Raw genomic sequence first — 25,559 nt, 5'->3', positions numbered from 1 at the left:
AGGAATTTGTAGGGCGGGTAAGCGGCAGCGCCACCCGCCTTTTGCCGGATGGCGCTACGCTTATCCGGCCTACAAATTGCATCAAAAGATTTTCGAGAACTTATCAATATTGCTGGCATCGTAGACGAACGGCTCGGCCATCGCGCCGTTGCCGTCAGCATCCAGCTTCACTTTGCCCAGTCTGCCCATGCTGGCCTCGCCTTTCGTGGCCGTGCCTTTCACCAGGTCATCCGCCAGGTAGGTTGCCGCATAGCCGAGGTCGATCGGGTTCCAGATGGCAAAGCTCTTGCTCGCGCCGGACTTCACCGCGCCCGCCATCTCGGACGGCAGGCCTAAACCGGTGACGTACACTTTGCCAATCTTGCCCTGGTCCTTCACCGCCTGCGCAGCGGCCACAATGCCCACGGACGATGGCGAAACAATCACTTTCAGTTCGGGGTAGGTTTTCAGCAAGCCGACCGCTTCGCGGTAGCTTTTGTCAGAGAGATCGTCTCCGTAGGCCACGGTCACCAGATTGACGGACGGGTACTTCGGCAGCACCTTTTTCATCTCCGCAATCCATGTATTCTGGTTGGTGGAGGTTGGCGTGGCGCTCAGCACCGCCACGTCGCCCTTCTCCACGTTCAGCGCTTTCAGCGCGTCGGCGGCGAGCTTCACGTTGGTTTCGCCAATCAGGGCATTATTGGACGGGTTGAGGTGGATCTGGCGTCCGGCTTTCGCCACCCCGGAGTCCCACGACACAACCTTAATGCCGCGCTGCATCGCTTTTTTCAGCACCGGCACGACGGCGTCCGGATCGTTCGCGGAAATCGCGATCGCATCCACGCCCTGGGCGATCAACCCGTTCAATACCTCGATCTGCGCTTCCGCCGTGGTGGTGGTCGGGCCGGTATAAATCACTTTCACATCGCCTAACTCTTTGGCCGCCTCCTGCGCGCCGACGTTCGCTGCCTCGAAGAATCCATTTCCTAAGGACTTCGCCACCAGGGCGATTTTCACTTCTGCTAAAGCGGAACCGGACAACGCCAGAGCGGCAACGGTGAGGATCAAGCTTGCTTTTATTTTCATTGCTTTTACTCCACTGACTTGAGTTAGTTGTAGGGATTGCAGGTGGTTTTCGCCCCGTCTCAATGAGCGGGGCGCGATGTTGTTATTGGTACAGATCTAACGCCGACTGCATGGGGGTGACGCCAAAGCGTTTGCCCAGGGCGATCAGCTCTTCCCGGGTGATGGTCTGCTTCATGCCGCCCATGGAATAGACCTTCACCAGCACTTCCGCGGATTTCTCGGCGGTGTCGATCAGGCCGAAGGTTTCATCCAGCGTCGGGCCGCTGCCGAAGACGCCGTGGAACGGCCACAGCACCAGTGAGTGCTTCTGCATGTCCGTTGCGGTTGCCTGACCGATTTCGTCGGTGCCCGGCACCATCCACGGCAGAATGCCGACGCCGTCCGGGAACACCACCAGACACTCGGTACTGCCTTCCCACAGTTTGCGGGTGAAGAAATCAGAATTATTTTCCAGCACGTAGGTCAGGGCGATCAGGTTGGTGGCGTGGCAGTGCATGATCACGCGGTCCTTGCCATTGGTCGCCTTGATGCGCTCGCAGTGGGAGAGGAAGTGCGCTGGCAGTTCAGAGGTAGGCACCGCGTCGTCCGTTAGCCCCCACAGAATGTGGTAGCCCGCGCCGTCGCTGTCCACTTTCACCACGCCAAGGTTGGCCTGCGGGTCGAGCTGGACGTTGCGGAAGAACTTCCCGGAACCGGTGACGATAAACGGCGTGTTGGCGAGCAGCGGCATCGGCTGGCTCAGGGCGATATAGCGCGGCTTCTGGTGGAAATCGGCGGCAAATGGCTCAATATCCGCGTCGTCCAGGCGTAGCGTCAGGTTGCCGCCGTTGCGCTCATCCCAGCCTTTGAGCCAGGCGTCAGAGGTGGCTTTGATCATGCCCTGGACGAACCAGGAAGTGGTGATGGTCTGCATAGTTTTCATTTCCAGTTATCGCGGTGAGGTTGAACCCCTCACCCTAACCCTCTCCCCAAAGGGGAGAGGGGATGGTTTGCTCCCTCTCCCCTTTGGGGAGAGGGCAGGGGTGAGGGGGCAGTTACCCGCGCTGACTCAACACGTCTTCCTCATACGCCCGCACGTTGTCCAGCCACTGGCTGCCCGCAGGCGCATCGTGACGCTGGCAGTACATCTCCCACACCGCCTGCCACGGCAGGGATTTCTGCTCTTCCAGCAGCGCCAGGCGCGCGGTGTAGTCGCCGTTTTCTTCCAGCTGTTTCAGGGCGGCGACAGGCTCCAGCAGCGCGCGCAGCAGGGCTTTCTTCATGTTGCGGGTGCCGATAACCCACGCCGCGATGCGGTTGATGGAGGCGTCGAAGAAGTCGAGGCCAATGTGTACACGGTCAAAGAGGTCGTGGCGGATGATTTCGCTGGCAATGGCTTGGGTTTCGTCATCCAGCAGCACCACGTGGTCGCTGTCCCAGCGAACCGGGCGGCTGACGTGCAGCAGCAGACGCGGCACGTAGAGCATGGCGGCGGAGATTTTGTCGGAGATCACCTCGGTTGGGTGGAAGTGGCCGGCATCCAGGCACAGCGCGGTCTGGCGGCTGGTGGCGTAACCCATGTAGAACTCGTTTGAGCCCACGGTGTAGCTCTCTGCGCCAATGCCGAACAGCTTGCTCTCGACGGCGTCGATGTGGTGCGCCGGGTCCAGTTTTTCGCTGATAGCTTCATCCAGCGCGGCCAGCAGACGCTGACGCGGGGCCAGTCGGTCGACGGTGATGTCCTTCATGCCGTCCGGGATCCAGATATTCATTACCGATGGCGTGCCAAGCTGCTCGCCGAAATACGCCGAGACGCGGCGGCTGGCTTTGACATGGTCGATCCAGAACTGGCGGATTTCGTCGTTGGCGTGCGCAAGGGTAAACCCGTCCGCGCTCAGCGGGTGCGAGAAGCAGGACGGGTTAAAATCCAGACCCAGCCGGTTGGCCTTCGCCCACTCCACCCAGTTCTTAAAGTGTTCCGGTTTGATTTCGTTACGCGCGACCGGCTCGTCGGATTCGAGATAAATGGCGTGCAGGTTCAGGCGCTTTGGCCCGGGGATCAGGCTCAGCGCCAGCTCCAGATCCGCACGCAGTTCGGTGGCGTTGCGCGCTTTGCCCGGGTAGTTACCCGTGGCCTGAATACCCCCCGTCAGGGAACCGCCCGGGTTCTCGAAACCGGCGACGTCATCACCCTGCCAGCAGTGCATGGAGACGGGCAGACGGTCGAGCTGGCGCAGCGCCTCTTCGACATCCACGCCGACGGCGGCGAAACGCTGTTTAGCCAGATCCCAGGCTTGTTCAAGTTGAGTGGTCATGCGCAAAGCTCCTTAGTCAGTCGTTTTTGCTGAAACTGCGCCCGGTAGCGGGCAATTTCATGGCAGGGATGGGGGGTGAAGGTGGTCAGGCTGTTATTCGCCGTCACCACCGAACGGAAATCGTCGACGTTTGAAAGTTCGTCCAGGGTCATCAGCTGAATGCCGATATTGCCGAGCGTGGAGGCTTCAATCGGACCTGCCACCACGGTAATGCCGCAGGCATCCGCGCAGAGCTGGTTCAGCAGCTGGTTCTGGCAGCCGCCGCCCACGATATGCAGTTGTGTGAACGGTTTGCCGCGAAGGTCAGCCAGCTCGCTCAGGATGTCGGCATACAGCAGGGCGAGGCTGTCAAAAATGCAGCGTGCCAGCTCGGCGGGGCGGGAAGGTACCGGCTGTCCCGCTTCAAAACAGGCGGCCTGGATTTCGGCGCTCATGTGCACCGGGTTGATAAAGCGATCGTCGTTCGGGTTGATCAGGAAGGTGCAGGCCTTCAGCGTTTCGGTTTCCGCGATAAGCGCGGGCAGGTCGGTGATGTTCTGCTCTTTCAGCACCCGCTGGAGCAGCCACAGCCCCATAATGTTCTTCAGCACCCGGTAGCGGCCTTCGGCACCGCCTTCGTTGGTGATGTTCGCCGCCATCGCGGCATCGCTGGTGTACGGGGTTTTGCTCTCGAAGCCCATCAGCGACCAGGTGCCGGAAGAGAGATAGGCCGCATCTTTGTCGGCGAGCGGCGAGGCAATGACCGCGCTCGCGGTGTCGTGACTGGCGACGGCGACAACAGGGATTTCATTCCCCTGCGGGCAAAGCCAGTGGCCGATCACATTGCCCGGATGGGTTGGCGCGCCGAACCAGGACGGCGAGGCGCCCGTCCAGGCCAGCAGATGTTCATCCCAGTTATCGGTGTTGATGTTGACCAGCTGCGTGGTGGTGGCGTTGGTGTATTCCCAGTTCATATTGCCGGTCAGACGGTAGCTTAAGTAGTCCGGGATCAGCAGCGCATGCGCCACCTTTTCGACCAGCTCAGGCTGTTGCTCAACCAGCGCACGTAGCTGATACAGCGTGTTAAACGGCAGGAACTGGATGCCACTGCGACCATAGATGTTCTCCTTGCCAAGCTGCGCGATGGCGTGCGCCATCAGCCCATCGGTGCGGCTGTCGCGGTAGGAGACCGGCAGGCCGACGCGTTCGCCGTGACTGTCCAGCAGCACGTAATCCACACCCCAGGTATCAATGCCGATACTGTCGATGCGAATACCGTCTTCGCAGACGTTGTGAAGTCCGGTGCGGATCTCTGCTTCCAGGGCGTCGATATCCCAGGTAACAAAACCGTCCTGTTTTTGCAGACAATTGGCGAAACGGTGCATTTCGCGAAGCGTAAGGGTGTGCAGGTCGCAGTCCCAGGTGGCGAGCATTACACGGCCGCTGGATGCGCCTAAATCGACAGCCACACAATGGCGAAAAGTCATGGTCGGGTCCTTTCTTAAGTCATTAGCGAGGAGTGTAAGAAAGGGAAGAAATAGCCACCTTCTCGCCACTGACAGCCCAAATCTCGCGCTGGCAAGAAAGCAAAGATGAACGTGAGGGAGTTCACAGTTTCCAGTAATCGCGGGGTTTGCAGGCAGTGTGACGCTGACCGCATTTCCCGATCTTTCCGCCTGTTTCTTGAAAAACCGGCAGCTTTTGCGCGGTTTGCTGTCAAAAATTTAAGGTGAGCGGGGAAGGCCTTAATTACTATTTTGAGAACTTTTCTCATTGGTAGAGGCCGTTATGACCGTACTGCACAGCGTCGATTTTTTTCCTTCGGGGGCTTCGCCGGTTGCGATTGAGCCACGGCTGCCTCAGGCTGCGTTCCCGGAACATCATCATGATTTTCATGAAATTGTGATTGTTGAGCACGGAACGGGCATCCACGTGTTTAATGGTCAGCCGTATACCATCAGCGGCGGTACGGTGTGCTTCGTGCGCGATCACGACAGGCACCTGTATGAACATACCGATAACCTGTGCCTGACCAATGTGCTCTATCGTTCTCCGGATGCGTTTCAGTTTCTCTCCGGGCTGAATCAGCTGCTGCCGCAGGAGAAGGACGGCCACTACCCGTCGCACTGGCGGGTGAATCAGTCCACGTTGCAGCAGGTGCGTCAGCTGGTGAGCCAGATGGAGCAGAGCGAGGATGGACAGGAGACGCACGCCATTGCTACCCGCGAGCTGCTGTTTATGCAGCTGCTAGTGCTGCTGCGGCGCAGCAGCCTGGTGGAAGGGCTGGAAAATAACGACGCGCGCCTGAATCAGCTGATGGCCTGGCTGGAAGATCATTTTGCCGAAGATGTCTGCTGGGAAACGCTGGCGGATGACTTTTCGCTCTCGCTGCGCACGCTGCATCGTCAGCTCAAGCAGCATACCGGGCTGACGCCGCAGCGCTACCTCAACCGTCTGCGCCTGATCAAAGCGCGTCACCTTTTAAGGCACACGGATGAAAGCGTCACCGATATCGCCTATCGCTGCGGTTTCGGCGACAGTAACCACTTTTCGACGCTGTTTCGCCGGGAGTTTAGCTGGTCGCCGCGCGATATCCGTCAGGGGAAAGACGCGTTGCTTCAGTAACGCGAGGGCAGTCACCGTTTTTTTACCGCAGAAAGGCTAATAATGTCCGGTTATTCGCCGTCGAGGTTGTGGTGTGGCTGCTCAGTTAATTCTTCGTAAAGATGATTTTTTTGCCTCCGCGAGTCAGGCCGTCGCGGTGGCGGATCGCTATCCGCAAAACGTCTTTGCCGAGCATACCCACGAGTTCTGCGAGCTGGTGCTGGTGTGGCGGGGCAACGGCCTGCACGTCCTCAACGACCGTCCCTACCGCATCACGCGCGGAGACCTGTTCTACATCCGCGCCGAAGATAAACACTCTTACGCCTCGGTTAACGATCTGGTGTTGCAGAACGTCATCTACTGCCCTGACAGGCTTAAACTGAATGTCGACTGGGCGGGCAATATCCCCGGTTTACATGATGCCAGAGGCGAACCGCACTGGCGCTTAAGCAGCAACGGCATGGCTCAGGTGCGCCAGACGATTTCCCAGCTGGAGCAGGAGAGCCAGAAGAGCGATCCGGTGGCAAACCAGATGTCGGAGCTGCTTTTTGCCCAGCTGGTGATGACCCTGAAGCGCCATCGTTACGCTACGGATAATCCCTCTGCCACCACGCAGGAAGCGCTGCTGGATAAGCTCATCACCCGGCTTGCGGGCAGTCTTAACAAGAGTTTCGTGCTGGAAAAATTCTGCGAGCAGGAGCAGTGCAGCGAGCGCGCGCTGCGCCAGCAGTTCCGCACCCAGACGGGGATGACGGTAAACCACTATCTGCGCCAGCTGCGCATCTGCCACGCTCAGTATCTGTTACAGCATACGGAGCTGATGGTGAGTGAAGTGGCGATGCGCTGCGGCTTTGAGGACAGTAACTACTTTTCGGTGGTGTTTAACCGTGAGGTGGGGATGACGCCGGTTCAGTGGCGTCATCGCAGTCGAAAGGCAGCGTAATCAGTTCGCCATGCCGAGGCCGACGATATTGGCCGCAATAATAATCACCACGCAGCCCAGGCTCAGCACGCCAACCGGACGACGCCCGGCGTTGTTCCACTCTTTCAGCACCAGCCCAACCAGCCCGCCGCACAGCACGTAGAAGCTCATGTGCAGCATCCAGCTCATGTAGTCATACTGCGCCGGAATACTGGCGTGACCCCAGGCGTAAAAGAAGAATTGCAGATACCACATCAGACCGCCGAGGGCGGAAAGCAGGACGTTGGTGACGATCAGCGGTTTTGCCAGCGAGAAGTCGGCTTTTACCGACAGATTCTTCACTTTTGCCAGACGAATGAAGCAAAAGCCGAGGTTTACCAGTGCGCCGCCGCCCATGATCACCACGTAGCTTGGCAGGGCAACGTACAGCGGGTCGACGCCCAGCGCTGCAGCGGCGTCGTGCATCGGTTTGGCGGCGTTCATCGCGAACGACATGCCCGCCGAGAAGACGCCGCACATCACCGCCAGTAGCAGCCCTTTCTTCAGGTTGAACTCTTCGGCTTTGATGCCCATCTTGCGTTCTTTCAACTGGCCCGCGCGGGTGACAATTCCCACGCCGATCACCGCTACCAGCACGCCCAGCAGCGTCATTCGCCCACCCTGGGTGTTGATCAGCACATCGAAGTTGCCGTTGAGGATTGGCGTCATCAGGGTGCCAACAATCAGCGTAATGCCGATCGCGATGCCAATCCCCATCGACATTCCGAGGTAGCGCATGGTGAGGCCGTAGTTGATATTACCGATACCCCACATCGCGCCGAACAGGAATACCGGCAGCAGGGTGGAGGCGTTGAAGGAGGAGAAGTAACCCCAGAAATCGGGCAGCAGCATGGCGCTGATTGTCCACGGCAAAATCAGCCAGGACACAGTACCGCCAACGGACCACATGGTTTCCCATGACCAGCCTTTCACCTTTTTAAACGGGGCATAGAAACAGGCTGCACTGGCCGCGCCTATCAAATGCCAGAAAATACCCATCGTAATCGCATGATTCATTTTTACATCCTCATCGTTTTTATAGCCGGAGGCTTCCCGCCGACTTGATGAGTGTAAAAATTAGGCGGTATGGGAACCTTCAGAAGGTTGCCGCACTTTTGTTTTGAATGGCAATCAGCACGTTAACCGCGTGAGCAGACTCACAATTCCTTCATTTCTCAAAAACCGAATAACCTTATAAAAACTACGGCATTGATAATCATTTTCAATATCATTTAATTAACTATAATGAACCAACTGCTTACGCGGCATTAACAGCTGTGCCGCCCGACAATAATGGAGAGGATTATGAGTTATACACTGCCATCCCTGCCGTATGCCTACGACGCACTGGAACCGCATTTCGACAAGCAGACGATGGAAATCCATCACACTAAACACCACCAGACCTACGTGAATAACGCGAATGCTGCGCTGGAAAGCCTGCCAGAGTTCGCTAATCTGCCTGTTGAAGAGCTGATCACCAAACTGGACCAGCTGCCAGCAGACAAGAAAACCGTGCTGCGCAACAACGCGGGCGGTCACGCTAACCACAGCCTGTTCTGGAAAGGCCTGAAAACCGGCACCACCCTTCAGGGCGACCTGAAAGCGGCTATCGAGCGTGACTTCGGTTCCGTTGACAACTTCAAAGCGGAATTCGAAAAAGCCGCTGCAACCCGTTTCGGTTCTGGCTGGGCGTGGCTGGTCCTGAAAGGTGACAAACTGGCGGTCGTTTCAACCGCAAACCAGGACTCCCCGCTGATGGGTGAAGCTATCTCTGGCGCATCCGGCTTCCCAATTCTGGGTCTGGACGTGTGGGAACACGCTTACTACCTGAAGTTCCAGAACCGTCGCCCTGACTACATCAAAGCCTTCTGGGATGTAGTGAACTGGGACGAAGCAGCAGCGCGTTTCGCCGCTAAAAAATAAGGTTGCATTGACGCCTGTGAGAAGCGAGTCTGATGACTCGCTTTTTTTGTATCTGAAGGAGTGGAGATGCATTACCCGGTGAATGTGTTTACAGGCAAGGTAAGGGAGTACGAAGGCAGTCGCCCGAGCGCTATCGCCAAAGTGCAGGTCGACGGTGAGCTGACGCTTACCGAGCTTGGTCTGGCGGGCGACCAGCAGGCCGAAAAGAAAATCCACGGCGGGCCCGATCGCGCGCTGTGCCACTATCCGCGCGAGCACTATCAGCACTGGAAAACCGAATTTCCTGAACAGGCGGACCTTTTCGTCGCCCCCGCGTTTGGCGAAAATCTCTCAACGGAAGGGCTGACGGAGAAGAACGTCTTTATTGGCGATATTTATCGCTGGGGCGATGCTCTGATTCAGGTCACCCAGCCGCGCTCGCCGTGCTTCAAACTTAACTACCATTTTGGCATTCAGGATATGTCGGCCCAGCTGCAAAACGCGGGTAAAACCGGCTGGCTGTATCGCGTTGTGCAGGCGGGACAGGTTTCGGCGGATGCGCCGATTGAGCTGGCTTCGCGCCTGAGTGAGGTGTCGGTATTCGAGGCCTGTGCCATTGCCTGGCATATGCCCTTCGACGATGAACAGTTTCACCGCCTGCTGTCAGCGGCAGGATTATCCACTAGCTGGACCAGAACGATGCAGAAGCGGCGGATAAGCGGCAAGATCGAGAGCAGTTCGCGGAGATTGTGGGGGAAATAATTGCCCCTCACCCCGGCCCTCTCCCCAAAGGGGCGAGGGTGAAAAGACCGCACCGAGCCGTCCCCTCTCCCCTATGGGGAGAGGGTTAGGGTGAGGGGATTACGAACGCTTATACAGCGGCAGCCACAGCGTTAGCCGCAGCCCGCCCAGCGGGCTGTCATCGGCTTTCACCCAGCCACGGTGCTGCTGCATGGCGGTTTCAACAATCGCCAGACCCAGCCCCGTACCGCCAGATTCACGGTCGCGCGCCTCGTCGGTACGGTAGAACGGACGGAAAATCTGCTCGCGATCTTCCGGGCTGACGCCTGGACCGTCGTCGTCCACGATGATAGTGATCCCGTCTTTATCCACCGAAAACGCCACTTCAATCTTCGTGTGCGAGTAGCGCAGGGCGTTACGCACGATATTCTCCAGCGCGCTTTCCAGCGTGTTGGGGTTACCGTACAGCGGCCACGGGCCCGGCGGGAAATTGACGGTGAAGGATTTGCCCATCTGTTCCGCTTCGAAGGCCGCGTTATCCAGCACCTCATGCCAGAGGTGATTGGCTTTCACCGTTTCGCTCACCAGCGCGTTTTTCTGCTGATTGCGCGACATCACCAGCAGATCGTTGATCATGCTGTCCAGGCGATGCGCTTCCGTCTCAATACGCTCCAGCTCTTTGCTCTCACCGCTGCGACGGCGCAGCAGGGCGGTACCCAGCTGTAAACGCGTGAGCGGCGTACGCAGCTCGTGGGAGATATCCGACAGCAGACGTTGCTGGGCCGTCATCATTCGATCAAGCGCGCTCACCATCTGGTTAAAACTGGTTCCGGCGGCCAGGAACTCCTGCGGCCCGGATTCCAGCTCCGGATGCTGCCTCAGGTTGCCCTGCGCCACTTCGTCCGCCGCGTTTTTCAGCTTACGCGCCGGTTTCGCCAGGCTCCACGCCAGCCATAACAGCAGTGGGGAACTAACCAGCATGGTGACAATCAACAGCAACAGCGGACGGTCAAACAGCAGGTTGATGAAGTCGGACTGGGAACTGCTCGCGGGGCGAATCAGGTAGAGCTGGTAGTTATCTTCCCCATCCCGCACCGAGAAAGGGCCCACCATTTCTACCCGACCATATTTCTTTTTCTGCGGGTGATCGGCGTTATCCGCCTGGCCAATAAAGTTGCGGATAATCTGCATTTCATTGCGATCGGCCCCAATCACGCGGCCTTCACTGGTGACCAGTAAAAGACGTTGTCCGGGGGGCGCCCACTTGTCGATAGCGCGAAACAGCCTGCGCCACCACATTAAATCGTTCGGCGGATCGTTTGCCAGCTCCGCTTCCACGTGCTGCTCGATCATCACGCCCTGACGTTGCTCGCTGTCGAGCAGCTCCGTCATCTGGCGTGAGTCGAGTTTTGGCAACATCAAAACGAGCATTAAAACCAGTGCCAGCGTCAGCCAGAAGATGGCGAAGATGCGGGCGGTTAAGCTGCCTATCATGAAGCGGAAACCATCAGATAACCGCGACCACGCAGAGTTTTAAACCAGGGGTGACCGTCTTTACGCTCCGGCAGTTTACGGCGCAGGTTCGAGATATGCATATCGATGGCGCGGTCAAACGGGGTAAGGCGTTTGCCCAGCACTTCCTGGCTCAAGTGTTCACGCGACACCACCTGGCCGAGATGCTGCGCCAGCAGATACAGCAGGGTGAACTCGGTGCCGGTTAGCTCCAGCGTTTCACCGTCGAAGCTCGCTTCCTGGCGGCCCGGGTTCAGGCTCAGGGAGTCCACTTCCAGCGTAGGTGAGCTGTTGTCGGTATTCTGCTGCTGCTCGCTCCAGTGAGAGCGGCGCAGGATCGCGCGAATACGGGCCACCAGTTCACGGTCGTTGAACGGCTTAGGTAAATAGTCATCCGCACCCAGCTCAAGGCCGAGTACGCGGTCAAGCTCGCTGCCGCGTGCGGTCAGCATAATGACGGGGGTCTGGTGTGTCTGGCGAAGCTCTTTCAACGTATCAATACCATTTTTCTTCGGCATCATGACGTCGAGCAAAAGTAAATCGATGCTGTCGTCAAGGAGACTCAGCGCCTGTTCCCCATCGTGGGCAACCAGGACGTTGAAACCTTCCATGTCGAGCAACTCCTTTAAAAGAGATGTGAGCTCTCGGTCATCATCAACTAACAGGATTTTATTCATTGTTTAAATACCTCCGAGGCAGAAATTACGACATCAAGGCTATCTAATCCATGACTTTACGTTGTTTTACACCCCCTGACGCATGTTTGCAGCCTGAATCGTAGACTGTCTCTCGTTGAATCGCGACACGAAAGATTTTGGGAGCAAGTGATGCGCAAAGTTACCGCTGCCGTCATGGCCTCAACGCTGGCCTTCTGTGCGTTTAGCCAGGCTGCTGTAGCTATCAACAGCGATAACGGTTCCTCAGTAGAGGGCGCAACGCAGCACAGCAGCCAAAGCCATATGTTTGACGGCATAAGTTTAACCGAACATCAGCGTCAACAGATGCGAGATCTGATGCAGAGGGCACGACACGACCAGCCCCCTGTTAATGTTAGCGAAATGGAGACAATGCATCGCCTTGTCACCGCAGAAAATTTTGACGAAAGCGCTGTACGCGCTCAGGCAGAAAAAATGGCGCAGGAACAGGTTGCCCGCCAGGTAGAAATGGCGAAGGTTCGTAACCAGATGTTCCACCTGCTAACGCCCGAGCAGCAAGCGGTTTTGAATACCAAACATCAGCAACGTATGAACCAGTTGCGTGAGGTTGCACGGATGCAGCGAAGCTCAGATATGACGCTTTTCAGTAGCAATAGCAGTACCCGTAGTAACCAGTAAACCCTGTTTTCCTTGCCATAGACACCATCCCTGTCTTCCCCCACATGATGTGGGGGTTTTTTTTGCCCATCGTTCAGTGTTGTTAACGCTTTATTCATCCTTTCACTCCACCGCCATCCGTTATACTAGCGCCATGGCATGACAGGAGTGTTTATGAATCAATCCTATGGACGGCTGGTAAGCCGGGCCGCAATAGCCGCGACGGTGACGGCGTCGTGTTTGCTGATTATTAAAATTTTCGCGTGGTGGTACACCGGGTCGGTTAGTATTCTGGCGGCGCTGGTGGATTCACTTGTGGATATTGCCGCCTCGCTGACCAACCTGCTGGTGGTGCGCTATTCGCTGCAACCGGCGGATGAAGAGCATACCTTTGGCCACGGCAAAGCGGAATCGCTGGCCGCGCTGGCACAAAGTATGTTTATTTCTGGCTCCGCGCTTTTCCTGTTTTTGACCGGCATTCAGCATCTTATTTCGCCTTCTCCGATGAACGATCCGGGCGTTGGTGTGGTCGTAACCGTAGTTGCACTTATAAGCACACTTGTTCTTGTAACGTTCCAGCGCTGGGTTGTACGCAAAACACAAAGCCAGGCTGTACGGGCCGATATGCTTCATTATCAGTCTGATGTTATGATGAATGGGGCAATTCTTATTGCGCTCGGTCTGGCCTGGTATGGCTGGCATCGTGCCGATGCGTTGTTTGCGTTAGGGATAGGGATCTATATTTTATACAGCGCGTTGCGGATGGGGTATGACGCGGTACAGTCGCTTCTTGACCGTGCGCTTCCGGATGCAGAACGTGATGAAATTTATGCCATCGTGACCCACTGGCCTGGCGTCAGTGGTGCTCACGATCTTCGTACGCGGCAGTCAGGGCCGACCCGCTTTATTCAGATTCATTTGGAAATGGAAGACAACCTGCCACTGGTTCAGGCGCATATGGTCGCTGAACAGGTGGAGCAGGCGATTTTGCAGCGTTTCCCTGGGTCAGACGTCATTATTCACCAGGATCCGTGCTCTGTCGTCCCCAGGGCGTTTTGAGCTTTCGTAATTCGTTGTAAAAAAGTGAGCCAGACCAGCATTTTGTGGATAAATTACCACCATATGGCCTGACCTGAATCAATTCAGCTGGAAGGGATTGATATACTATTTGCAGTATTCGACGGTTGAACAGTTTCTTCCGGCAGCAGATTTCAATTTTGCATTCCTAAGTTCAGAGGTAGTCATGATTAAGAAAATCGGTGTGTTGACAAGCGGCGGTGATGCGCCGGGCATGAACGCGGCAATCCGTGGGGTTGTCCGTGCAGCGCTGACGGAAGGTCTGGAAGTTTTTGGTATCTATGACGGTTACCTGGGTCTGTATGAAGACCGCATGGTTCAGCTCGACCGCTACAGCGTGTCTGACATGATCAACCGTGGCGGTACTTTCCTCGGTTCCGCGCGCTTCCCGGAATTCCGTGACGAACACATCCGTGAAGTGGCTATCGAAAACATGAAAAAACGGGGTCTGGATGCGCTGGTGGTTATCGGCGGCGACGGCTCGTACATGGGTGCAAAACGTCTGACTGAAATGGGCTTCCCGTGCATCGGCCTGCCTGGCACCATCGACAACGACATCAAAGGCACTGACTACACCATCGGTTACTTCACTGCGCTGGGTACCGTTGTGGAAGCGATTGACCGCCTGCGTGACACCTCTTCCTCTCACCAGCGTATTTCCATTGTTGAAGTGATGGGCCGTTACTGCGGTGACCTGACCCTGGCAGCGGCCATTGCCGGTGGCTGTGAGTTCGTGGTAGTTCCGGAAGTAGAGTTCAGCCGTGAAGATCTGGTCGCAGAGATCAAAGCCGGCATCGCGAAAGGTAAGAAACACGCCATCGTTGCTATCACCGAGCACATCTGTGACGTTGACGAGCTGGCGAAGTACATCGAAACCGAAACCAAACGCGAAACCCGCGCGACCGTTCTGGGTCACATTCAGCGTGGCGGTTCCCCAGGCCCGTACGACCGTATCCTGGCGTCCCGCATGGGTGCGTACGCGATCGAGCTGCTGCTACAGGGCCACGGCGGCCGCTGCGTCGGTATTCAGAACGAGAAACTGGTTCACCATGACATCATCGACGCCATTGAAAACATGAAGCGTCCGTTCAAAGGTGACTGGCTGGACTGCGCGAAAAAACTGTACTGATCGGCTCTGTTGCCCGGTGGCGCTGCGCTTACCGGGCCTACAAAAGCACGGATCGTAGGCCGGGTAAGGCGTAGCCGCCACCCGGCTTTTTTGTGCCCATCCTTTTTTTATTCCTCCACGTTATAGCCAATCTTTTTTTATTCTTTAATCATCGGTTAGCTTTCTGGCACGCTGCATTCATCAAAACACTACACAAGAGAGCCGGGCGATGAATAAATGGGGCGTGGGGTTAACATTATTGCTGGCATCGACCAGCGTTCTGGCAAAGGACATTCAGTTACTGAACGTGTCGTACGATCCGACGCGTGAACTGTACGACCAGTACAACAAAGCTTTTGCGGCGCACTGGAAACAGGAAACCGGCGATAACGTGGTGGTTCGCCAGTCTCACGGCGGTTCAGGTAAGCAGGCGACATCGGTGATCAACGGCATTGAAGCCGATGTGGTTACCCTGGCGCTGGCTTATGACGTAGACGCGATCGCGGAGCGTGGCCGTATCGACAAAAACTGGATCAAGCGCCTGCCGGACAACTCTGCGCCATACACCTCGACCATTGTCTTCCTGGTGCGCAAAGGCAACCCGAAACAGATTAAAGACTGGAACGACCTGATTAAGCCGGGCGTGTCTGTCATCACGCCGAACCCGAAAAGCTCCGGCGGCGCACGCTGGAACTACCTGGCGGCCTGGGGCTACGCCCTGCACCACAACAACGGTGACCAGGCTAAAGCGCAGGAATTCGTGAAAGCGCTGTTTAAAAATGTCGAAGTGCTGGACTCCGGCGCGCGCGGCGCAACTAACACCTTCGTCGAGCGCGGTATCGGCGACGTGCTGATTGCCTGGGAAAACGAAGCCCTGCTGGCGACCAACGAGCTGGGTAAAGACAAGTTCGAGATCGTGACCCCGAGCGAATCCATCCTCGCTGAGCCGACCGTCTCCGTCGTCGATAAGGTTGTTGATAAGAAGGGCACCAAAGCGGTGGCGGAAGCCTACCTGAAGTACCTCTACTCACCGGAAGGGCAGGAAATTGCGGCGAAAAACTTCTACCGCCCGCGCGATGAGGCCGTCGCGAAGAAATACGAAAACGCCTTCCCGAAACTGAAGCTGTTCACTATCGATGATGTTTTTGGCGGCTGGACCAAAGCGCAAAAAGAGCACTTCTCTAACGGCGGCACCTTCGACCAGATCAGCAAGCGCTAAGCGTTTTACAAAGAACGACACGGTAACCCGGTGTGAGAAATCCACCGGGTTTTTTATTTGGTCATCATTTTGCGTTACTCTTTTGCCTCTATTGAAAACAGGGAACGCGTTGTGAAAAAAATTATCTTACTGATTCTGATCGTTATCGCCCTTGCCGCAGGCGGCGTGTACTGGATGAAAGCGGGTAATCCGAATGCGTTGCGTCATATCGTTCTCGACCAGTGTGTGCCCAACCAGCTGCATAACCGTAACCCGGCACCGTGTGCGCAGGTGATGCCAGATGCGGGCTACGTGGTGTTCAAGGACCGCAACGGACCGCTGCAATACCTGCTGATGCCCACGTACCGTATCAACGGCACCGAAAGCCCGCTGCTGACTGAGCCTCAGACACCGAATTTCTTCTGGCTGGCATGGCAGTCTCGTCATTTTATGAGCATGAAACGGGGAGCCGACGTGCCTGACAGCGCTGTTTCTCTGACCATCAACTCCCCGACCGGGCGCACGCAGAACCATTTTCATATCCACATCTCCTGCCTGCGCCCGGACGTGCGCGAGAAGCTGAACGCGGCGCAGGGGCAAATCAGCACCCAGTGGCTACCGCTTCCGGGCGGGCTGGAAGGGCATGAGTACCTTGCCCGTCGGGTGACGGAGAACGAACTGGTGCAGCGCAGCCCGTTTATGATGCTGGCGGAAGAGCTGCCGGAAGCGCGCGACCATATGGGACGCTTCGCGCTGGCGATGGCGCAGCAGTCAGACGGCTCGTTTGTACTGCTGGCGACGGAGCGTAACCTGCTGACCTTTAACCGTGCGTCGGCTGAGGAATTGCAGGATCATCAATGCGATATCCTGAAGTGACCCCACCATAAATAGCGTTTACTCGCCCTGCCTGTCGCCGTAGACTTGCTGAAAAATTCTACAGGAGACAGGTATGTCGCTCTGGTTAACGCATCCTCTGCTGCTTCCCTCGCTGATCGTCGGCGTCACCATCGTGCTGTGGGCGACGTCGCTGTTGCCGGAATTTATCACCGCGCTGCTGTTCTTTACGGCGGCGATGACCGCCAGAATCGCCCCGCCGGAAGTGATCTTTGGCGGCTTCGCCTCGTCAGCCTTCTGGCTGGTGTTCAGCGGCTTTGTGCTGGGCGTGGCGATTCGGAAAACCGGCCTGGCGGACAGGGCCGCCCGGGCGCTGTCGGCAAAGCTTACCGACTCCTGGGTGCTGATGGTGGCAAGCGTTGTGCTGCTGAGCTATGCCCTGGCATTCGTGATGCCGTCGAACATGGGACGTATTGCGCTGCTGATGCCGATTGTCGCCGCGATGGCGAAGCGGGCCTGCATTCCTGATGGCTCGCGGGCCTGGTTTGGCCTGGCGCTGGCGGTCGGGTTTGGCACTTTCCAGCTCTCAGCCACTATTTTGCCCGCTAACGTGCCAAACCTGGTGATGAGCGGCGCGGCGGAGGGCTCATACGGTATCCACCTCAACTATGTCCCGTATCTGCTGCTGCACACGCCGGTGCTGGGTATTCTCAAAGGCCTGATTCTGATTGGCCTGATCTGCTGGCTGTTCCCCGGTAGCCCGAAACCAGCGAAGGATCTGACGCCGTCTGAACCGATGGGGCGTGACGAAAAACGACTCGCCTGGCTGCTGGCGGTGGTGTTGACGATGTGGGTAACGGAGAGCTGGCATGGCGTGGGCCCAGCGTGGACAGGGCTGGCGGCCTCGGTCATCGTTATGCTGCCGCGCATCGGATTTATCACCGGCGAGGAGTTCTCGGCGGGGGTGAATATGCGCACCTGTATTTACGTCGCGGGTATACTCGGGCTGGCCATTACGGTGACGCAGACCGGTATCGGTGCGGCCGTAGGCGAGGCGTTGCTCCATATCATGCCGCTGGATGCAGACCGCCCGTTTACCAGCTTCCTGGCGCTGACGGGGATCACCACGGCGCTCAACTTCATTATGACCGCCAACGGCGTTCCGGCGCTGTACACCACGCTGGCGCAGAGCTTCTCCGACGCGACCGGCTTCCCGCTGCTGTCGGTGATCATGATTCAGGTGCTGGGGTATTCCACGCCGCTGCTGCCGTATCAGGCGTCGCCGATTGTGGTGGCGATGGGCTTAGGGAAAGTGCCTGCGAAGGCGGGGATGCTGCTCTGCCTGGCGCTGGCGATTGCGACGTATCTGGTACTGCTGCCGCTGGATTATTTGTGGTTTAGCGTATTAGGACGTTTGTAGTGGTTTTGTAGGGCGGGTTAGCGAAGCGCCACCCGCCCCAAAGGCAATTACGCCTGCTTAGCCGCTTCTGCCGCTTTAACGATCACCGCGAAAGCGTCTGCTTTCAGGGATGCGCCGCCAACCAGCGCGCCATCGATGTCTGGCTGGGTGAACAGCTCAGCTGCGTTTGATGCGTTAACGGAACCGCCGTACTGAATGATGACCTGCTCAGCCACTTTCGCGTCTGCTTTTGCAATGTGGTCACGGATGAACTTGTGCACCGCCTGTGCCTGCGCTGGAGTTGCAGATTTGCCGGTACCGATCGCCCAGACTGGCTCGTAAGCGATAACCGCGCCTTCGAACGCTGCCGCGCCCTGGGTTTTCAGCACAGCGTCGATCTGACGTGCGCACACTTCTTCGGTTTTACCCGCTTCGTTTTCTGCTTCGGTTTCACCGATGCACAGAACCGGGATCAGACCCTGCTCTTTCAGCACAGCGAATTTCTTCGCGATGAACTCGTCAGATTCTTTGTGGTAGGTGCGACGCTCAGAGTGGCCGATGATGATGTATTTCGCGCCGATGTCTTTCAGCATTTCAGCGGAGGTTTCACCGGTAAACGCGCCAGACAGGTTAACGTCAACGTTCTGCGCGCCCAGAATGATGTGGCTGCCGTCAGCGGCACGTTTAGCCAGATCCAGGTACATATCCGGCGGAGCGATAGCAACCGCGCAGCCGGTCACGCCAGCCAGCTCTTTACGCAGGTTAGCAACCAGTTCGTTTACCATGTGGCGGCTGCCGTTCAGTTTCCAGTTACCCATCACTAAAGGATGTCGCATTTCAATTCTCCACGCTCAATAAGCGAATTAAGGAATATGGCCGCCCTTAAGGGCAGCATGGTCTGTGAATCAGTATAGAGATTTTCCCTCGAAAGGCTTTGCTTTTTGTCATTAATTCGCCCCCTCGAGTGCGTCTGATAGGGCCAGCTTAATCGGTTCAACCGCGAAGGTCAGCCCCTTTTCGCCGTTATCTGCGACGACATAGCGAACGGCACCTTCCGTATCGGCGTAATAGCGTTTGTTTTTCCCGGCGGTAAGCAGTTTTTGCAGCTTTTGCTGGCTTTGCGCTTTCGTGAAGGTGGGGGTAAAGGCGCGCAGAATAGCGCTCATATACTCCAGCGCTTTCGCTTTCGCCGCTTTCTGCTCTGGGCCCTGAATCGGCAGCCAGGTGATCTGCATGCTTTTGATTTTTAACGTTCCGCGCTCAAGGGCAGTGGAAGCATATAGATTCTCGTTAATTTTGCTGGCAGCGCGGGTCAGGGTTGGCGTATCGCGGGCACCGTCAATCGCACGGAACTCCCCCAGCGCAAGCGAGGGGTTTTCTTTATTGAAGGCTTCGCGGAACTGGCTGATAGATTGATCGAAAGAGGGGGCGCCCGCCAGAAGGTAGGGGGCGGTGACCGGGGAAGCCGGTTCCGCGGCGTGCAGAGAAAAACTGGCGCTCAGCATCGCTAAACACAAATAAAGAGAGTGTGCCGAACTTTTCATCAACATTGCCCCTGGCCGTTATTGCCCATGATTAAAACGATATCTGGTCGGCTTGTCAAAAGGTCACAACTCCAGGGTAAAATGCGGGCTAAACAATAATAAGGAACCTTACATGACCATACAGCAGTGGTTGTTTTCATTCAAAGGGCGTATTGGACGCCGTGACTTCTGGATCTGGATGGCAGCGTGGGTTGTCGCCATGCTGCTTCTGTTTTTTGTTGCCTATAACGCCTGGCTGAGCACGCAAACTGCGGCTTTTGCGCTGGTCTGTTTACTGTGGCCAACCGCCGCCGTGGTGGTGAAACGTCTGCACGATCGCGGTCGCTCCGGCGCTTGGGCTTTTCTGATTATTCTGGCGTGGATGCTGGTGGCGGGGAACTGGTCAATGCTGCCCTCCATCCTCCCGTGGGTGGTGGGCAGACTGCTGCCGACGGTTATCTTTGTGATGATGGTTGTCGAACTGGGCGCGTTTATTGGCACCCAGAGCGAGAACAAATACGGAAAAGATACCCTTGAGGTGAAGTACCGCTGATCACCAGTAGTGTTCGGCGGTCATATGGCCCGGTCGGCGGCGAAGGTGTTTCGTCATCTGCCGGGTATCCTTCAGCAGTTGCTGCGTATCGCGCACCATCTGCGGGTTACCGCACAGCATCACGTGGCTGGTTTCGGTATTCATCGGTAAACCCACCGCCTCTTCCAGCGCGCCGCTTTCAATCAACGCCGGAACGCGACCGGTTAACGAGCCAGCTGCGGTTTCGCGGCTGACCACCGTCTGAATTTTTAACTTCCCGCCATATCGCTGTTCCAGCGCCTGCATCTGCGGCAAATAGCTCAGGTCTGCGGCGTAGCGCGCGGCGTGGACCAGCACGATATTCTTAAAGCGCTCCAGATCTTTGCCGTACTCCAGGATAGAGAGATACGGGCCGATGGCCGTGCCGGTCGCCAGCATCCAGAGCGTGTCACAGTCGGGGATTTCATCCAGCACGAAGAACCCCGCCGCGTCGGAGACAATCTGCACCTCATCGCCCGGTTTCAGCGCGGCGAGGCGCGGGCTGAGCTTACCGTCCGGGACGGTGACCAGATAGAATTCGAGATCCGGGTTATCAGGCGCGTTAACGTAAGAGTAGGCGCGCTGTACGCGTTCACCGTCGATATCCAGCCCGAGCTTGGCAAACTGCCCGGCGGTAAACGGATGAACGGGAGCGTGCAGCGTGAGGCTAAATAGCGCATCGGTCCAGAACTGTACCTTTGTGACTTTACCTGTTACCCAGTCCGCCATGATCTTCTCCTGTGCTGTTTCTCTCTTCTATCTTCCGTACTTGTGGGAAATATTTCCAGCCCATTCGGGCCGGAAAGCTCTATCGATCAAACGGTTTTACAGAATGTGCGTCTGTACGTCCGGGTCTTTGCGGTCGAGATAATGAATGGACTGAATGCGGCGAATGGTGCGGGATTTGCCGCGGATCAGCAGGGTTTCAGTGGTGGCCATGTTTCCCTTGCGGGTGATGCCATCCAGCAGATCGCCTTTGGTGATGCCGGTTGCGGAGAAGACCACGTTATCGCTGCGAGCCATCTCGTTCAGCGCGAGCACTTTATTGGCCTCGATGCCCATCGCCGCACAGCGCGCCAGTTCGTCTTCACCAATGCGAAGGTTCTCGTCGCTGTCGCCTTTGACCTCATTGCGTGGCAGCAGACGCGCCTGCATATCGCCGTCCAGCGCGCGGATCACTGCCGCAGAGACCACACCTTCCGGCGCGCCGCCGATGCCGTAAAGCACGTCGACCTCGCTGTCCGGCATGCAGGTCAGAATAGAGGCGGCAACGTCGCCATCAGGAATGGCAAATACGCGCACGCCGAGTGCTTGCAGATAAGCGATGGTGGCGTCGTGGCGCGGTTTCGCCAGGATGGTCACGGTGAGTTCGTTGAGCGGTTTACCCAGCGCCGCTGCGATATTGCGCAGGTTGGCATCCAGCGGCAGGCTAAGGTCGATAGCGCCTTTAGCACCAGGACCGACAATCAGCTTTTCCATGTACATATCTGGCGCGTTGAGGAAGCAGCCCTTATCGCCCACCGCCAGCACCGCCAGCGCGTTGGCCTGGCCCATCGCCGTCATGCGCGTGCCTTCGATCGGGTCGACCGCGATATCCACCGCATCGCCTTTGCCCGTCCCGACTTTTTCACCGATGAAGAGCATCGGGGCTTCGTCGATTTCGCCTTCGCCAATGACGATAGTGCCATCGATATTGACCTGATTAAGCACAATGCGCATGGCGTGGACGGCTGCGCCGTCTGCGGTATTTTTGTCGCCACGGCCCAGCCACTTGTAGCCTGCGAGGGCGGCAGCTTCGGTGACGCGGGAAAACTCGATAGCAAGTTCACGTTTCATGAGGTACTCGTACAATCAAAAGGAATTGCACGAAGTTTATCACAGAGTGGGGAGGGGGAGGGGGGGTGCGGTCTGAGCCCCTCACCCCGGCCCTCTCCCCAAAGGGGAGAGGGTTAGGGTGAGGGGTGAGTCTGTCTTACTCGTCGTGCTCTTCCCATGCCAGGGCACGTTTCACCGCTTTCTTCCAGCCGCTGTAGCGGTAGTTGCGCTCGGTGGTTTCGATGCCTGGACGGAATTCGCGTTCGATCACCGCTTTTTCCTGAAGCTCGTCAAGGTTTTGCCAGAAGCCAACCGCCAGACCTGCCAGATACGCCGCGCCCAGCGCCGTCACTTCTCGCACCTCAGGACGTTCAACGCGGGTACCCAGAATGTCGGACTGGAACTGCATCAGGAAGTTGTTGGCTACCGCACCGCCGTCCACGCGCAGGGCGTGCAGACGAATGCCGGAGTCCGCCTGCATCGCTTCCAGCACGTCGCGCGTCTGGTAGGCGATGGATTCCAGGGTCGCACGAATAATGTGGTTTGAGTTCACACCGCGCGTCAGGCCGAAAATCGCGCCGCGGGCGTACGGATCCCAGTACGGTGCGCCCAGACCGGTAAACGCTGGCACCACGTATACGCCGTTGGTGTCTTTCACTTTGGTCGCGAAGTATTCGGAGTCAAACGCATCGCTGATCAGCTTCATCTCGTCGCGCAGCCACTGAATGGAGGCACCCGCCATGAATACCGCCCCTTCCAGGGCATAGTTCACTTCACCGCGTGGGCCGCAGGCGATGGTGGTCAGCAGACCGTTTTCTGATTTCACCGCTTTCTCGCCGGTGTTCATGAGCATAAAGCAGCCGGTGCCGTAAGTGTTCTTCGCCATCCCTTCCTTGACGCACAGCTGGCCGAACAGCGCCGCCTGCTGGTCACCGGCAATACCGGCGATAGGAATACGGGTGCCGCCTTTACCGCCGATGTTGGTCTGGCCGTATACTTCTGAAGATTTGCGCACGTCTGGCAGCATCGCACGCGGAATGTCCAGCGCGTCCAGCATCTTGTCATCCCACTCCAGAGTGTTGATGTTGAACAGCATGGTGCGCGAGGCGTTGGTGTAGTCGGTGACGTGAACGCGTCCCTGAGTCATCTTCCAGATAAGCCAGGTATCGACGGTGCCAAACAGCAGCTCGCCGCGTCGTGCACGTTCGCGTGAACCTTCCACGTGATCGAGGATCCACTTCACTTTGGTGCCGGAGAAATACGGGTCAATGACCAGACCGGTTGTACTGCGCACGTACTCTTCCATTCCGTCGCGCTTCAGTTTTTCGCAGATCTCTGAGGTGCGGCGGCACTGCCAGACAATGGCGTTGTAGATGGGCTTACCGGTTTCGCGCTCCCAGACAACGGTGGTTTCACGCTGGTTGGTGATACCGATAGCGGCAATCTCGTCAGAACTGATGTCGGCTTTCGCCAGCACTTCCACCAGCGTGGAGCTTTGTGACGCCCAGATCTCCATCGGGTCGTGTTCAACCCAGCCTGGACGCGGATAGATTTGCTCAAATTCGCGTTGAGACACGCTGACAATGTTCGCGTCATGATCCATTACGACAGCGCGGGAGCTGGTAGTGCCCTGGTCGAGCGCAACGATATATTTTTTTTCGGTCATGGTATGTGTCCCGTAGTCAGATTACAGCGAAGCTTTTTGTTGTGTGGTGGAAGTCGACTCTTTTTCCTCTTCCACACAGGTGTCGCACGGTAAGTGGCGACCAATTAATTTGCGATAGCCGAATGCGCCCAGCGCCGCCCCTACGATTGGCCCGAACAGCGGAACCAGGAAGTAAGGAATGTCTTTGCCGCCGGTAAAGGCGACATCGCCCCATCCTGCAAAGAAGGCGAAGGTTTTTGGACCCAGGTCACGCGCCGGATTCATCGCAAAGCCGGTCAGCGGACCCATTGATGCGCCAATTACCGCAATCAGAAGGCCAATCAAAAGTGGTGCCAGCGGGCCGCGCGGAATGCCGTTTCCGTCGTCGCCCAGCGCCATAATGACGCCCATCAGAATAGCGGTAATCACCATTTCAACTGCGAACGCCTGCACAAAATTAATATGCGGATTCGGATACGTTGAGAAAATGCCTGCCAGATCCAGACTTTCGACACTGCCACGCACCATATGATGCGTCTGTTCGAAGTCGGTGAAAAGATTGTAATAAAGCCCGTAAACTAACGCCGCTGCGCAAAAGGCGCCGGCAAATTGTGAAATGATGAAAGGGACAACTTTGCGTCCGTCAAAGCACGCGAATAGCCACAACGCGATGGTCACCGCCGGGTTAAGATGTGCGCCGGAAACCCCTGCGGTCAGGTAGATGGCCATCGCCACGCCCAAACCCCAGATAATACTGATTTCCCACTGACCAAAACTGGCACCTGCCACTTTCAGTGCAGCGACACAGCCTACTCCGAAGAATATCAACAACCCGGTACCCAGGAACTCGGCAATGCACTGGCCTTTTAAGGTTGATGTCTGACTCATAATCGGAATCCTGCAAAAGAGTAATGTTTATTGTTTGCGTGACCGCCCGTGACAGCCACGATGTCCTGTAGACATAGTGTTAATTTATCGTTAACGAGCACAAACGAGAAATATCGAAATCAAAATGTGTGGTCTGTGTCAATAAAATGAGCGTTTTCGCGCCATAAAGCGCGTTTTTGCATCAACGGTATAATGTGAGCTGAATCATTTCATTAACTAAAGAGTTAACAATTTAGGGGTATATGCCGCGAACGCACCAGGACCAGACCTAAAAGTGTTGCAAACCGCGATCTGCGCGGTGTGTCGCTGGACACAGAGCGCCGCGCTCCATACAATCGACGGTATATGTCGTGCGCGTTTACGTTAAAGCGTCGCCTTGCAATTCAGGAGAGGTAGCATCATGTCTTTAGAAGTGTTTGAGAAACTGGAATCGAAAGTACAGCAGGCGATCGACACCATCACCCTGCTGCAGATGGAAATTGAAGAGCTGAAAGAGAAAAACAACTCCCTGTCCCAGGAAGTTCAGAATGCTCAGCACAGCCGTGAAGAACTGGAGCGCGAAAACAACCAGCTGCGCGAACAGCAGAACGGCTGGCAGGATCGCCTGCAGGCACTGCTGGGACGTATGGAAGAAGTTTAATTCCGGTGGGGTTAACTGATTAGGCCGGGTAAGGCGAAGCCGCCACCCGGCTTTTTTATGGTTTTCGCTAACCGATATCAAACCATAAAAAAGGCCGCCTGAGGCGGCCTTAACGCTACTTGTCCTGCGCTGTCGTAGCAAAAGCAACAAACCCAACAGGTTCATCGCTCTTTACAACGAGTACGCTGGCGACAATGAACGCGATACATAAATAGCGTTTCATTATGCGGTCCCTGCTGCTTACCGCTCCACCGTTCACCACCGGTGATAAGTCGGTGGACACAAGCCCGGTTAAAGGTTGCTTTACGGTTGTGAATACACCTTTCCCTGGACCGGCGCCCATTTGCGAGATGGCGGAAAGGGACACAGCATCATAATGAGCAACAGCTGCGGAGTTAAGGTTTCCACACATAATTAGGAATTCATAAAGGGTCGACAGGGGTTACCTGAGGAATGAATCAGGGTAAGATAAAAATCCTGGTTA

25 protein-coding genes are annotated in these 25,559 nt (G+C 56.6%); 12 read left to right on the top strand and 13 right to left on the bottom strand.

Annotated features, from left to right (window positions below; all coding sequences use genetic code 11):
• Window positions 1-81: 81 nt before the first annotated feature.
• The 4 genes from rhaS (ACQG2Q_RS24985) to rhaB all read right to left on the bottom strand — a co-directional run bounded on the left by rhaS (ACQG2Q_RS24985) (window position 82) and on the right by rhaB (window position 4,828).
• Complete coding sequence (rhaS, locus tag ACQG2Q_RS24985; protein WP_023298909.1) at window positions 82-1,068, bottom strand: rhamnose ABC transporter substrate-binding protein; 987 nt, start codon at window positions 1,066-1,068, stop codon at window positions 82-84.
• An 82-nt stretch (window positions 1,069-1,150) separates the two neighbouring features.
• Complete coding sequence (gene rhaD / locus ACQG2Q_RS24980; protein ID WP_022649818.1) at window positions 1,151-1,981, bottom strand: rhamnulose-1-phosphate aldolase; 831 nt, start codon at window positions 1,979-1,981, stop codon at window positions 1,151-1,153.
• Window positions 1,982-2,102: 121 nt separating this feature from the next.
• Window positions 2,103-3,362 (bottom strand): L-rhamnose isomerase, encoded by a 1,260-nt coding sequence (rhaA, locus tag ACQG2Q_RS24975; protein WP_022649817.1) that lies wholly within the window; start codon window positions 3,360-3,362, stop codon window positions 2,103-2,105.
• Window positions 3,359-4,828: a rhamnulokinase gene (rhaB, locus tag ACQG2Q_RS24970; RefSeq protein ID WP_063850095.1), complete on the bottom strand. Its 1,470-nt coding sequence runs from the start codon at window positions 4,826-4,828 to the stop codon at window positions 3,359-3,361. The genes rhaA and rhaB overlap by 4 nt, the downstream gene beginning before the upstream one ends.
• Window positions 4,829-5,129: 301 nt before the next feature.
• On the opposite strand from rhaB, the gene rhaS (ACQG2Q_RS24965) reads away from it, so the two are divergent.
• Both rhaS (ACQG2Q_RS24965) and rhaR read left to right on the top strand, forming a co-directional pair.
• Window positions 5,130-5,966 (top strand): HTH-type transcriptional activator RhaS, encoded by an 837-nt coding sequence (gene rhaS / locus ACQG2Q_RS24965; protein ID WP_006808693.1) that lies wholly within the window; start codon window positions 5,130-5,132, stop codon window positions 5,964-5,966.
• A 73-nt stretch (window positions 5,967-6,039) separates the two neighbouring features.
• A complete protein-coding gene (gene rhaR, locus ACQG2Q_RS24960; RefSeq protein ID WP_022649814.1) occupies window positions 6,040-6,888 on the top strand; it encodes an HTH-type transcriptional activator RhaR in 849 nt (282 codons plus the stop codon).
• On the opposite strand, the gene rhaT is transcribed toward rhaR, so the two are convergent.
• Window positions 6,889-7,923 (bottom strand): L-rhamnose/proton symporter RhaT, encoded by a 1,035-nt coding sequence (gene rhaT / locus ACQG2Q_RS24955; RefSeq protein WP_022649813.1) that lies wholly within the window; start codon window positions 7,921-7,923, stop codon window positions 6,889-6,891.
• A 288-nt stretch (window positions 7,924-8,211) separates the two neighbouring features.
• Between rhaT and sodA the strand changes: the two genes are divergently transcribed.
• Together sodA and yiiM are read left to right on the top strand one after the other, a co-directional pair.
• Window positions 8,212-8,832, top strand: coding sequence for a superoxide dismutase [Mn] (gene sodA / locus ACQG2Q_RS24950; protein WP_003861999.1), 621 nt, complete (start codon window positions 8,212-8,214; stop codon window positions 8,830-8,832).
• Between the two features lie 66 nt (window positions 8,833-8,898).
• The gene (yiiM, locus tag ACQG2Q_RS24945) at window positions 8,899-9,573 is read left to right on the top strand and encodes a 6-hydroxyaminopurine reductase (protein ID WP_038416933.1); all 675 of its coding nucleotides are present in this window, start codon (window positions 8,899-8,901) and stop codon (window positions 9,571-9,573) included.
• A 99-nt stretch (window positions 9,574-9,672) separates the two neighbouring features.
• On the opposite strand, the gene cpxA is transcribed toward yiiM, so the two are convergent.
• Together cpxA and cpxR are read right to left on the bottom strand one after the other, a co-directional pair.
• A complete protein-coding gene (gene cpxA / locus ACQG2Q_RS24940; protein ID WP_022649811.1) occupies window positions 9,673-11,046 on the bottom strand; it encodes an envelope stress sensor histidine kinase CpxA in 1,374 nt (457 codons plus the stop codon).
• Entirely contained in the window at window positions 11,043-11,741 is a 699-nt protein-coding gene (gene cpxR / locus ACQG2Q_RS24935) for an envelope stress response regulator transcription factor CpxR (protein ID WP_003862004.1), read from the bottom strand. The genes cpxA and cpxR overlap by 4 nt, the downstream gene beginning before the upstream one ends.
• A gap of 150 nt (window positions 11,742-11,891) precedes the next feature.
• Here cpxR and cpxP point away from each other — a divergent pair, with 150 nt between their 5' ends.
• The 6 genes from cpxP to ACQG2Q_RS24905 all read left to right on the top strand — a co-directional run bounded on the left by cpxP (window position 11,892) and on the right by ACQG2Q_RS24905 (window position 18,014).
• A complete protein-coding gene (cpxP, locus tag ACQG2Q_RS24930) occupies window positions 11,892-12,398 on the top strand; it encodes a cell-envelope stress modulator CpxP (RefSeq protein ID WP_023298904.1) in 507 nt (168 codons plus the stop codon).
• Between the two features lie 153 nt (window positions 12,399-12,551).
• Window positions 12,552-13,436: a CDF family cation-efflux transporter FieF gene (gene fieF, locus ACQG2Q_RS24925; RefSeq protein ID WP_023298903.1), complete on the top strand. Its 885-nt coding sequence runs from the start codon at window positions 12,552-12,554 to the stop codon at window positions 13,434-13,436.
• 184 nt (window positions 13,437-13,620) lie between these two features.
• Window positions 13,621-14,583, top strand: coding sequence for a 6-phosphofructokinase (gene pfkA / locus ACQG2Q_RS24920; RefSeq protein WP_003862009.1), 963 nt, complete (start codon window positions 13,621-13,623; stop codon window positions 14,581-14,583).
• Between the two features lie 208 nt (window positions 14,584-14,791).
• The gene (locus ACQG2Q_RS24915) at window positions 14,792-15,781 is read left to right on the top strand and encodes a sulfate ABC transporter substrate-binding protein (RefSeq protein WP_023298902.1); all 990 of its coding nucleotides are present in this window, start codon (window positions 14,792-14,794) and stop codon (window positions 15,779-15,781) included.
• A gap of 111 nt (window positions 15,782-15,892) precedes the next feature.
• Window positions 15,893-16,636 carry a CDP-diacylglycerol diphosphatase gene (locus ACQG2Q_RS24910; protein WP_022649807.1) on the top strand — a complete coding sequence of 248 codons (744 nt, stop codon included), beginning with the start codon at window positions 15,893-15,895 and terminating at the stop codon, window positions 16,634-16,636.
• A gap of 73 nt (window positions 16,637-16,709) precedes the next feature.
• A complete protein-coding gene (locus ACQG2Q_RS24905) occupies window positions 16,710-18,014 on the top strand; it encodes an SLC13 family permease (protein WP_063850093.1) in 1,305 nt (434 codons plus the stop codon).
• A 47-nt stretch (window positions 18,015-18,061) separates the two neighbouring features.
• Here the strand turns inward: ACQG2Q_RS24905 and tpiA are convergent, their stop codons facing one another.
• Window positions 18,062-18,829 carry a triose-phosphate isomerase gene (gene tpiA, locus ACQG2Q_RS24900; RefSeq protein WP_003862019.1) on the bottom strand — a complete coding sequence of 256 codons (768 nt, stop codon included), beginning with the start codon at window positions 18,827-18,829 and terminating at the stop codon, window positions 18,062-18,064.
• A 111-nt stretch (window positions 18,830-18,940) separates the two neighbouring features.
• Entirely contained in the window at window positions 18,941-19,537 is a 597-nt protein-coding gene (locus tag ACQG2Q_RS24895) for a DUF1454 family protein (RefSeq protein WP_022649805.1), read from the bottom strand.
• Window positions 19,538-19,649: 112 nt separating this feature from the next.
• On the opposite strand from ACQG2Q_RS24895, the gene ACQG2Q_RS24890 reads away from it, so the two are divergent.
• Window positions 19,650-20,069, top strand: a complete 420-nt coding sequence (locus ACQG2Q_RS24890) for a DUF805 domain-containing protein (protein WP_022649804.1) — start codon at window positions 19,650-19,652, stop codon at window positions 20,067-20,069.
• Here the strand turns inward: ACQG2Q_RS24890 and fpr are convergent, their stop codons facing one another.
• The 4 genes from fpr to ACQG2Q_RS24870 all read right to left on the bottom strand — a co-directional run bounded on the left by fpr (window position 20,070) and on the right by ACQG2Q_RS24870 (window position 24,435).
• Complete coding sequence (fpr, locus tag ACQG2Q_RS24885; protein WP_022649803.1) at window positions 20,070-20,816, bottom strand: ferredoxin--NADP(+) reductase; 747 nt, start codon at window positions 20,814-20,816, stop codon at window positions 20,070-20,072. It lies immediately after the preceding gene.
• Between the two features lie 96 nt (window positions 20,817-20,912).
• Entirely contained in the window at window positions 20,913-21,923 is a 1,011-nt protein-coding gene (gene glpX / locus ACQG2Q_RS24880; RefSeq protein ID WP_096216918.1) for a class II fructose-bisphosphatase, read from the bottom strand.
• 136 nt (window positions 21,924-22,059) lie between these two features.
• On the bottom strand, window positions 22,060-23,568 hold the full coding sequence (glpK, locus tag ACQG2Q_RS24875) for a glycerol kinase GlpK (protein WP_022649801.1): 1,509 nt from the start codon (window positions 23,566-23,568) through the stop codon (window positions 22,060-22,062).
• Between the two features lie 21 nt (window positions 23,569-23,589).
• Entirely contained in the window at window positions 23,590-24,435 is an 846-nt protein-coding gene (locus ACQG2Q_RS24870) for an MIP/aquaporin family protein (protein ID WP_022649800.1), read from the bottom strand.
• 400 nt (window positions 24,436-24,835) lie between these two features.
• Here ACQG2Q_RS24870 and zapB point away from each other — a divergent pair, with 400 nt between their 5' ends.
• Entirely contained in the window at window positions 24,836-25,075 is a 240-nt protein-coding gene (zapB, locus tag ACQG2Q_RS24865) for a septal ring assembly protein ZapB (protein WP_022649799.1), read from the top strand.
• The last annotated feature ends 484 nt before the right edge of the window (window positions 25,076-25,559 follow it).

This window comes from Enterobacter cloacae complex sp. 370H10 (assembly GCF_050031535.1).
GTDB classification, from domain to species: Bacteria; Pseudomonadota; Gammaproteobacteria; order Enterobacterales; family Enterobacteriaceae; genus Enterobacter; species Enterobacter intestinihominis.
The sequence above is the reverse complement of the archived record's forward strand: the minus strand, read 5'-3'. Positions and strand labels throughout refer to the sequence as shown.

Excerpts from the sequence above, each read along its gene's own strand:
- zapB (WP_022649799.1), top strand. The coding sequence starts at position 24,836 with ATGTCTTTAGAAGTGTTTGAGAAACTGGAATCGAAAGTACAGCAGGCG.
- sodA (WP_003861999.1), top strand. The coding sequence starts at position 8,212 with ATGAGTTATACACTGCCATCCCTGCCGTATGCCTACGACGCACTGGAA.
- pfkA (WP_003862009.1), top strand. The coding sequence starts at position 13,621 with ATGATTAAGAAAATCGGTGTGTTGACAAGCGGCGGTGATGCGCCGGGC.
- glpX (WP_096216918.1), bottom strand. The coding sequence starts at position 21,923 with ATGAAACGTGAACTTGCTATCGAGTTTTCCCGCGTCACCGAAGCTGCC.
- ACQG2Q_RS24895 (WP_022649805.1), bottom strand. The coding sequence starts at position 19,537 with ATGAAAAGTTCGGCACACTCTCTTTATTTGTGTTTAGCGATGCTGAGC.
- rhaS (WP_023298909.1), bottom strand. The coding sequence starts at position 1,068 with ATGAAAATAAAAGCAAGCTTGATCCTCACCGTTGCCGCTCTGGCGTTG.
- glpK (WP_022649801.1), bottom strand. The coding sequence starts at position 23,568 with ATGACCGAAAAAAAATATATCGTTGCGCTCGACCAGGGCACTACCAGC.
- rhaT (WP_022649813.1), bottom strand. The coding sequence starts at position 7,923 with ATGAATCATGCGATTACGATGGGTATTTTCTGGCATTTGATAGGCGCG.
- fpr (WP_022649803.1), bottom strand. The coding sequence starts at position 20,816 with ATGGCGGACTGGGTAACAGGTAAAGTCACAAAGGTACAGTTCTGGACC.
- fieF (WP_023298903.1), top strand. The coding sequence starts at position 12,552 with ATGAATCAATCCTATGGACGGCTGGTAAGCCGGGCCGCAATAGCCGCG.
- yiiM (WP_038416933.1), top strand. The coding sequence starts at position 8,899 with ATGCATTACCCGGTGAATGTGTTTACAGGCAAGGTAAGGGAGTACGAA.
- cpxA (WP_022649811.1), bottom strand. The coding sequence starts at position 11,046 with ATGATAGGCAGCTTAACCGCCCGCATCTTCGCCATCTTCTGGCTGACG.
- cpxP (WP_023298904.1), top strand. The coding sequence starts at position 11,892 with ATGCGCAAAGTTACCGCTGCCGTCATGGCCTCAACGCTGGCCTTCTGT.
- cpxR (WP_003862004.1), bottom strand. The coding sequence starts at position 11,741 with ATGAATAAAATCCTGTTAGTTGATGATGACCGAGAGCTCACATCTCTT.
- rhaA (WP_022649817.1), bottom strand. The coding sequence starts at position 3,362 with ATGACCACTCAACTTGAACAAGCCTGGGATCTGGCTAAACAGCGTTTC.
- ACQG2Q_RS24870 (WP_022649800.1), bottom strand. The coding sequence starts at position 24,435 with ATGAGTCAGACATCAACCTTAAAAGGCCAGTGCATTGCCGAGTTCCTG.
- rhaD (WP_022649818.1), bottom strand. The coding sequence starts at position 1,981 with ATGCAGACCATCACCACTTCCTGGTTCGTCCAGGGCATGATCAAAGCC.
- rhaS (WP_006808693.1), top strand. The coding sequence starts at position 5,130 with ATGACCGTACTGCACAGCGTCGATTTTTTTCCTTCGGGGGCTTCGCCG.
- ACQG2Q_RS24890 (WP_022649804.1), top strand. The coding sequence starts at position 19,650 with ATGACCATACAGCAGTGGTTGTTTTCATTCAAAGGGCGTATTGGACGC.
- ACQG2Q_RS24905 (WP_063850093.1), top strand. The coding sequence starts at position 16,710 with ATGTCGCTCTGGTTAACGCATCCTCTGCTGCTTCCCTCGCTGATCGTC.
- ACQG2Q_RS24915 (WP_023298902.1), top strand. The coding sequence starts at position 14,792 with ATGAATAAATGGGGCGTGGGGTTAACATTATTGCTGGCATCGACCAGC.
- rhaB (WP_063850095.1), bottom strand. The coding sequence starts at position 4,828 with ATGACTTTTCGCCATTGTGTGGCTGTCGATTTAGGCGCATCCAGCGGC.
- tpiA (WP_003862019.1), bottom strand. The coding sequence starts at position 18,829 with ATGCGACATCCTTTAGTGATGGGTAACTGGAAACTGAACGGCAGCCGC.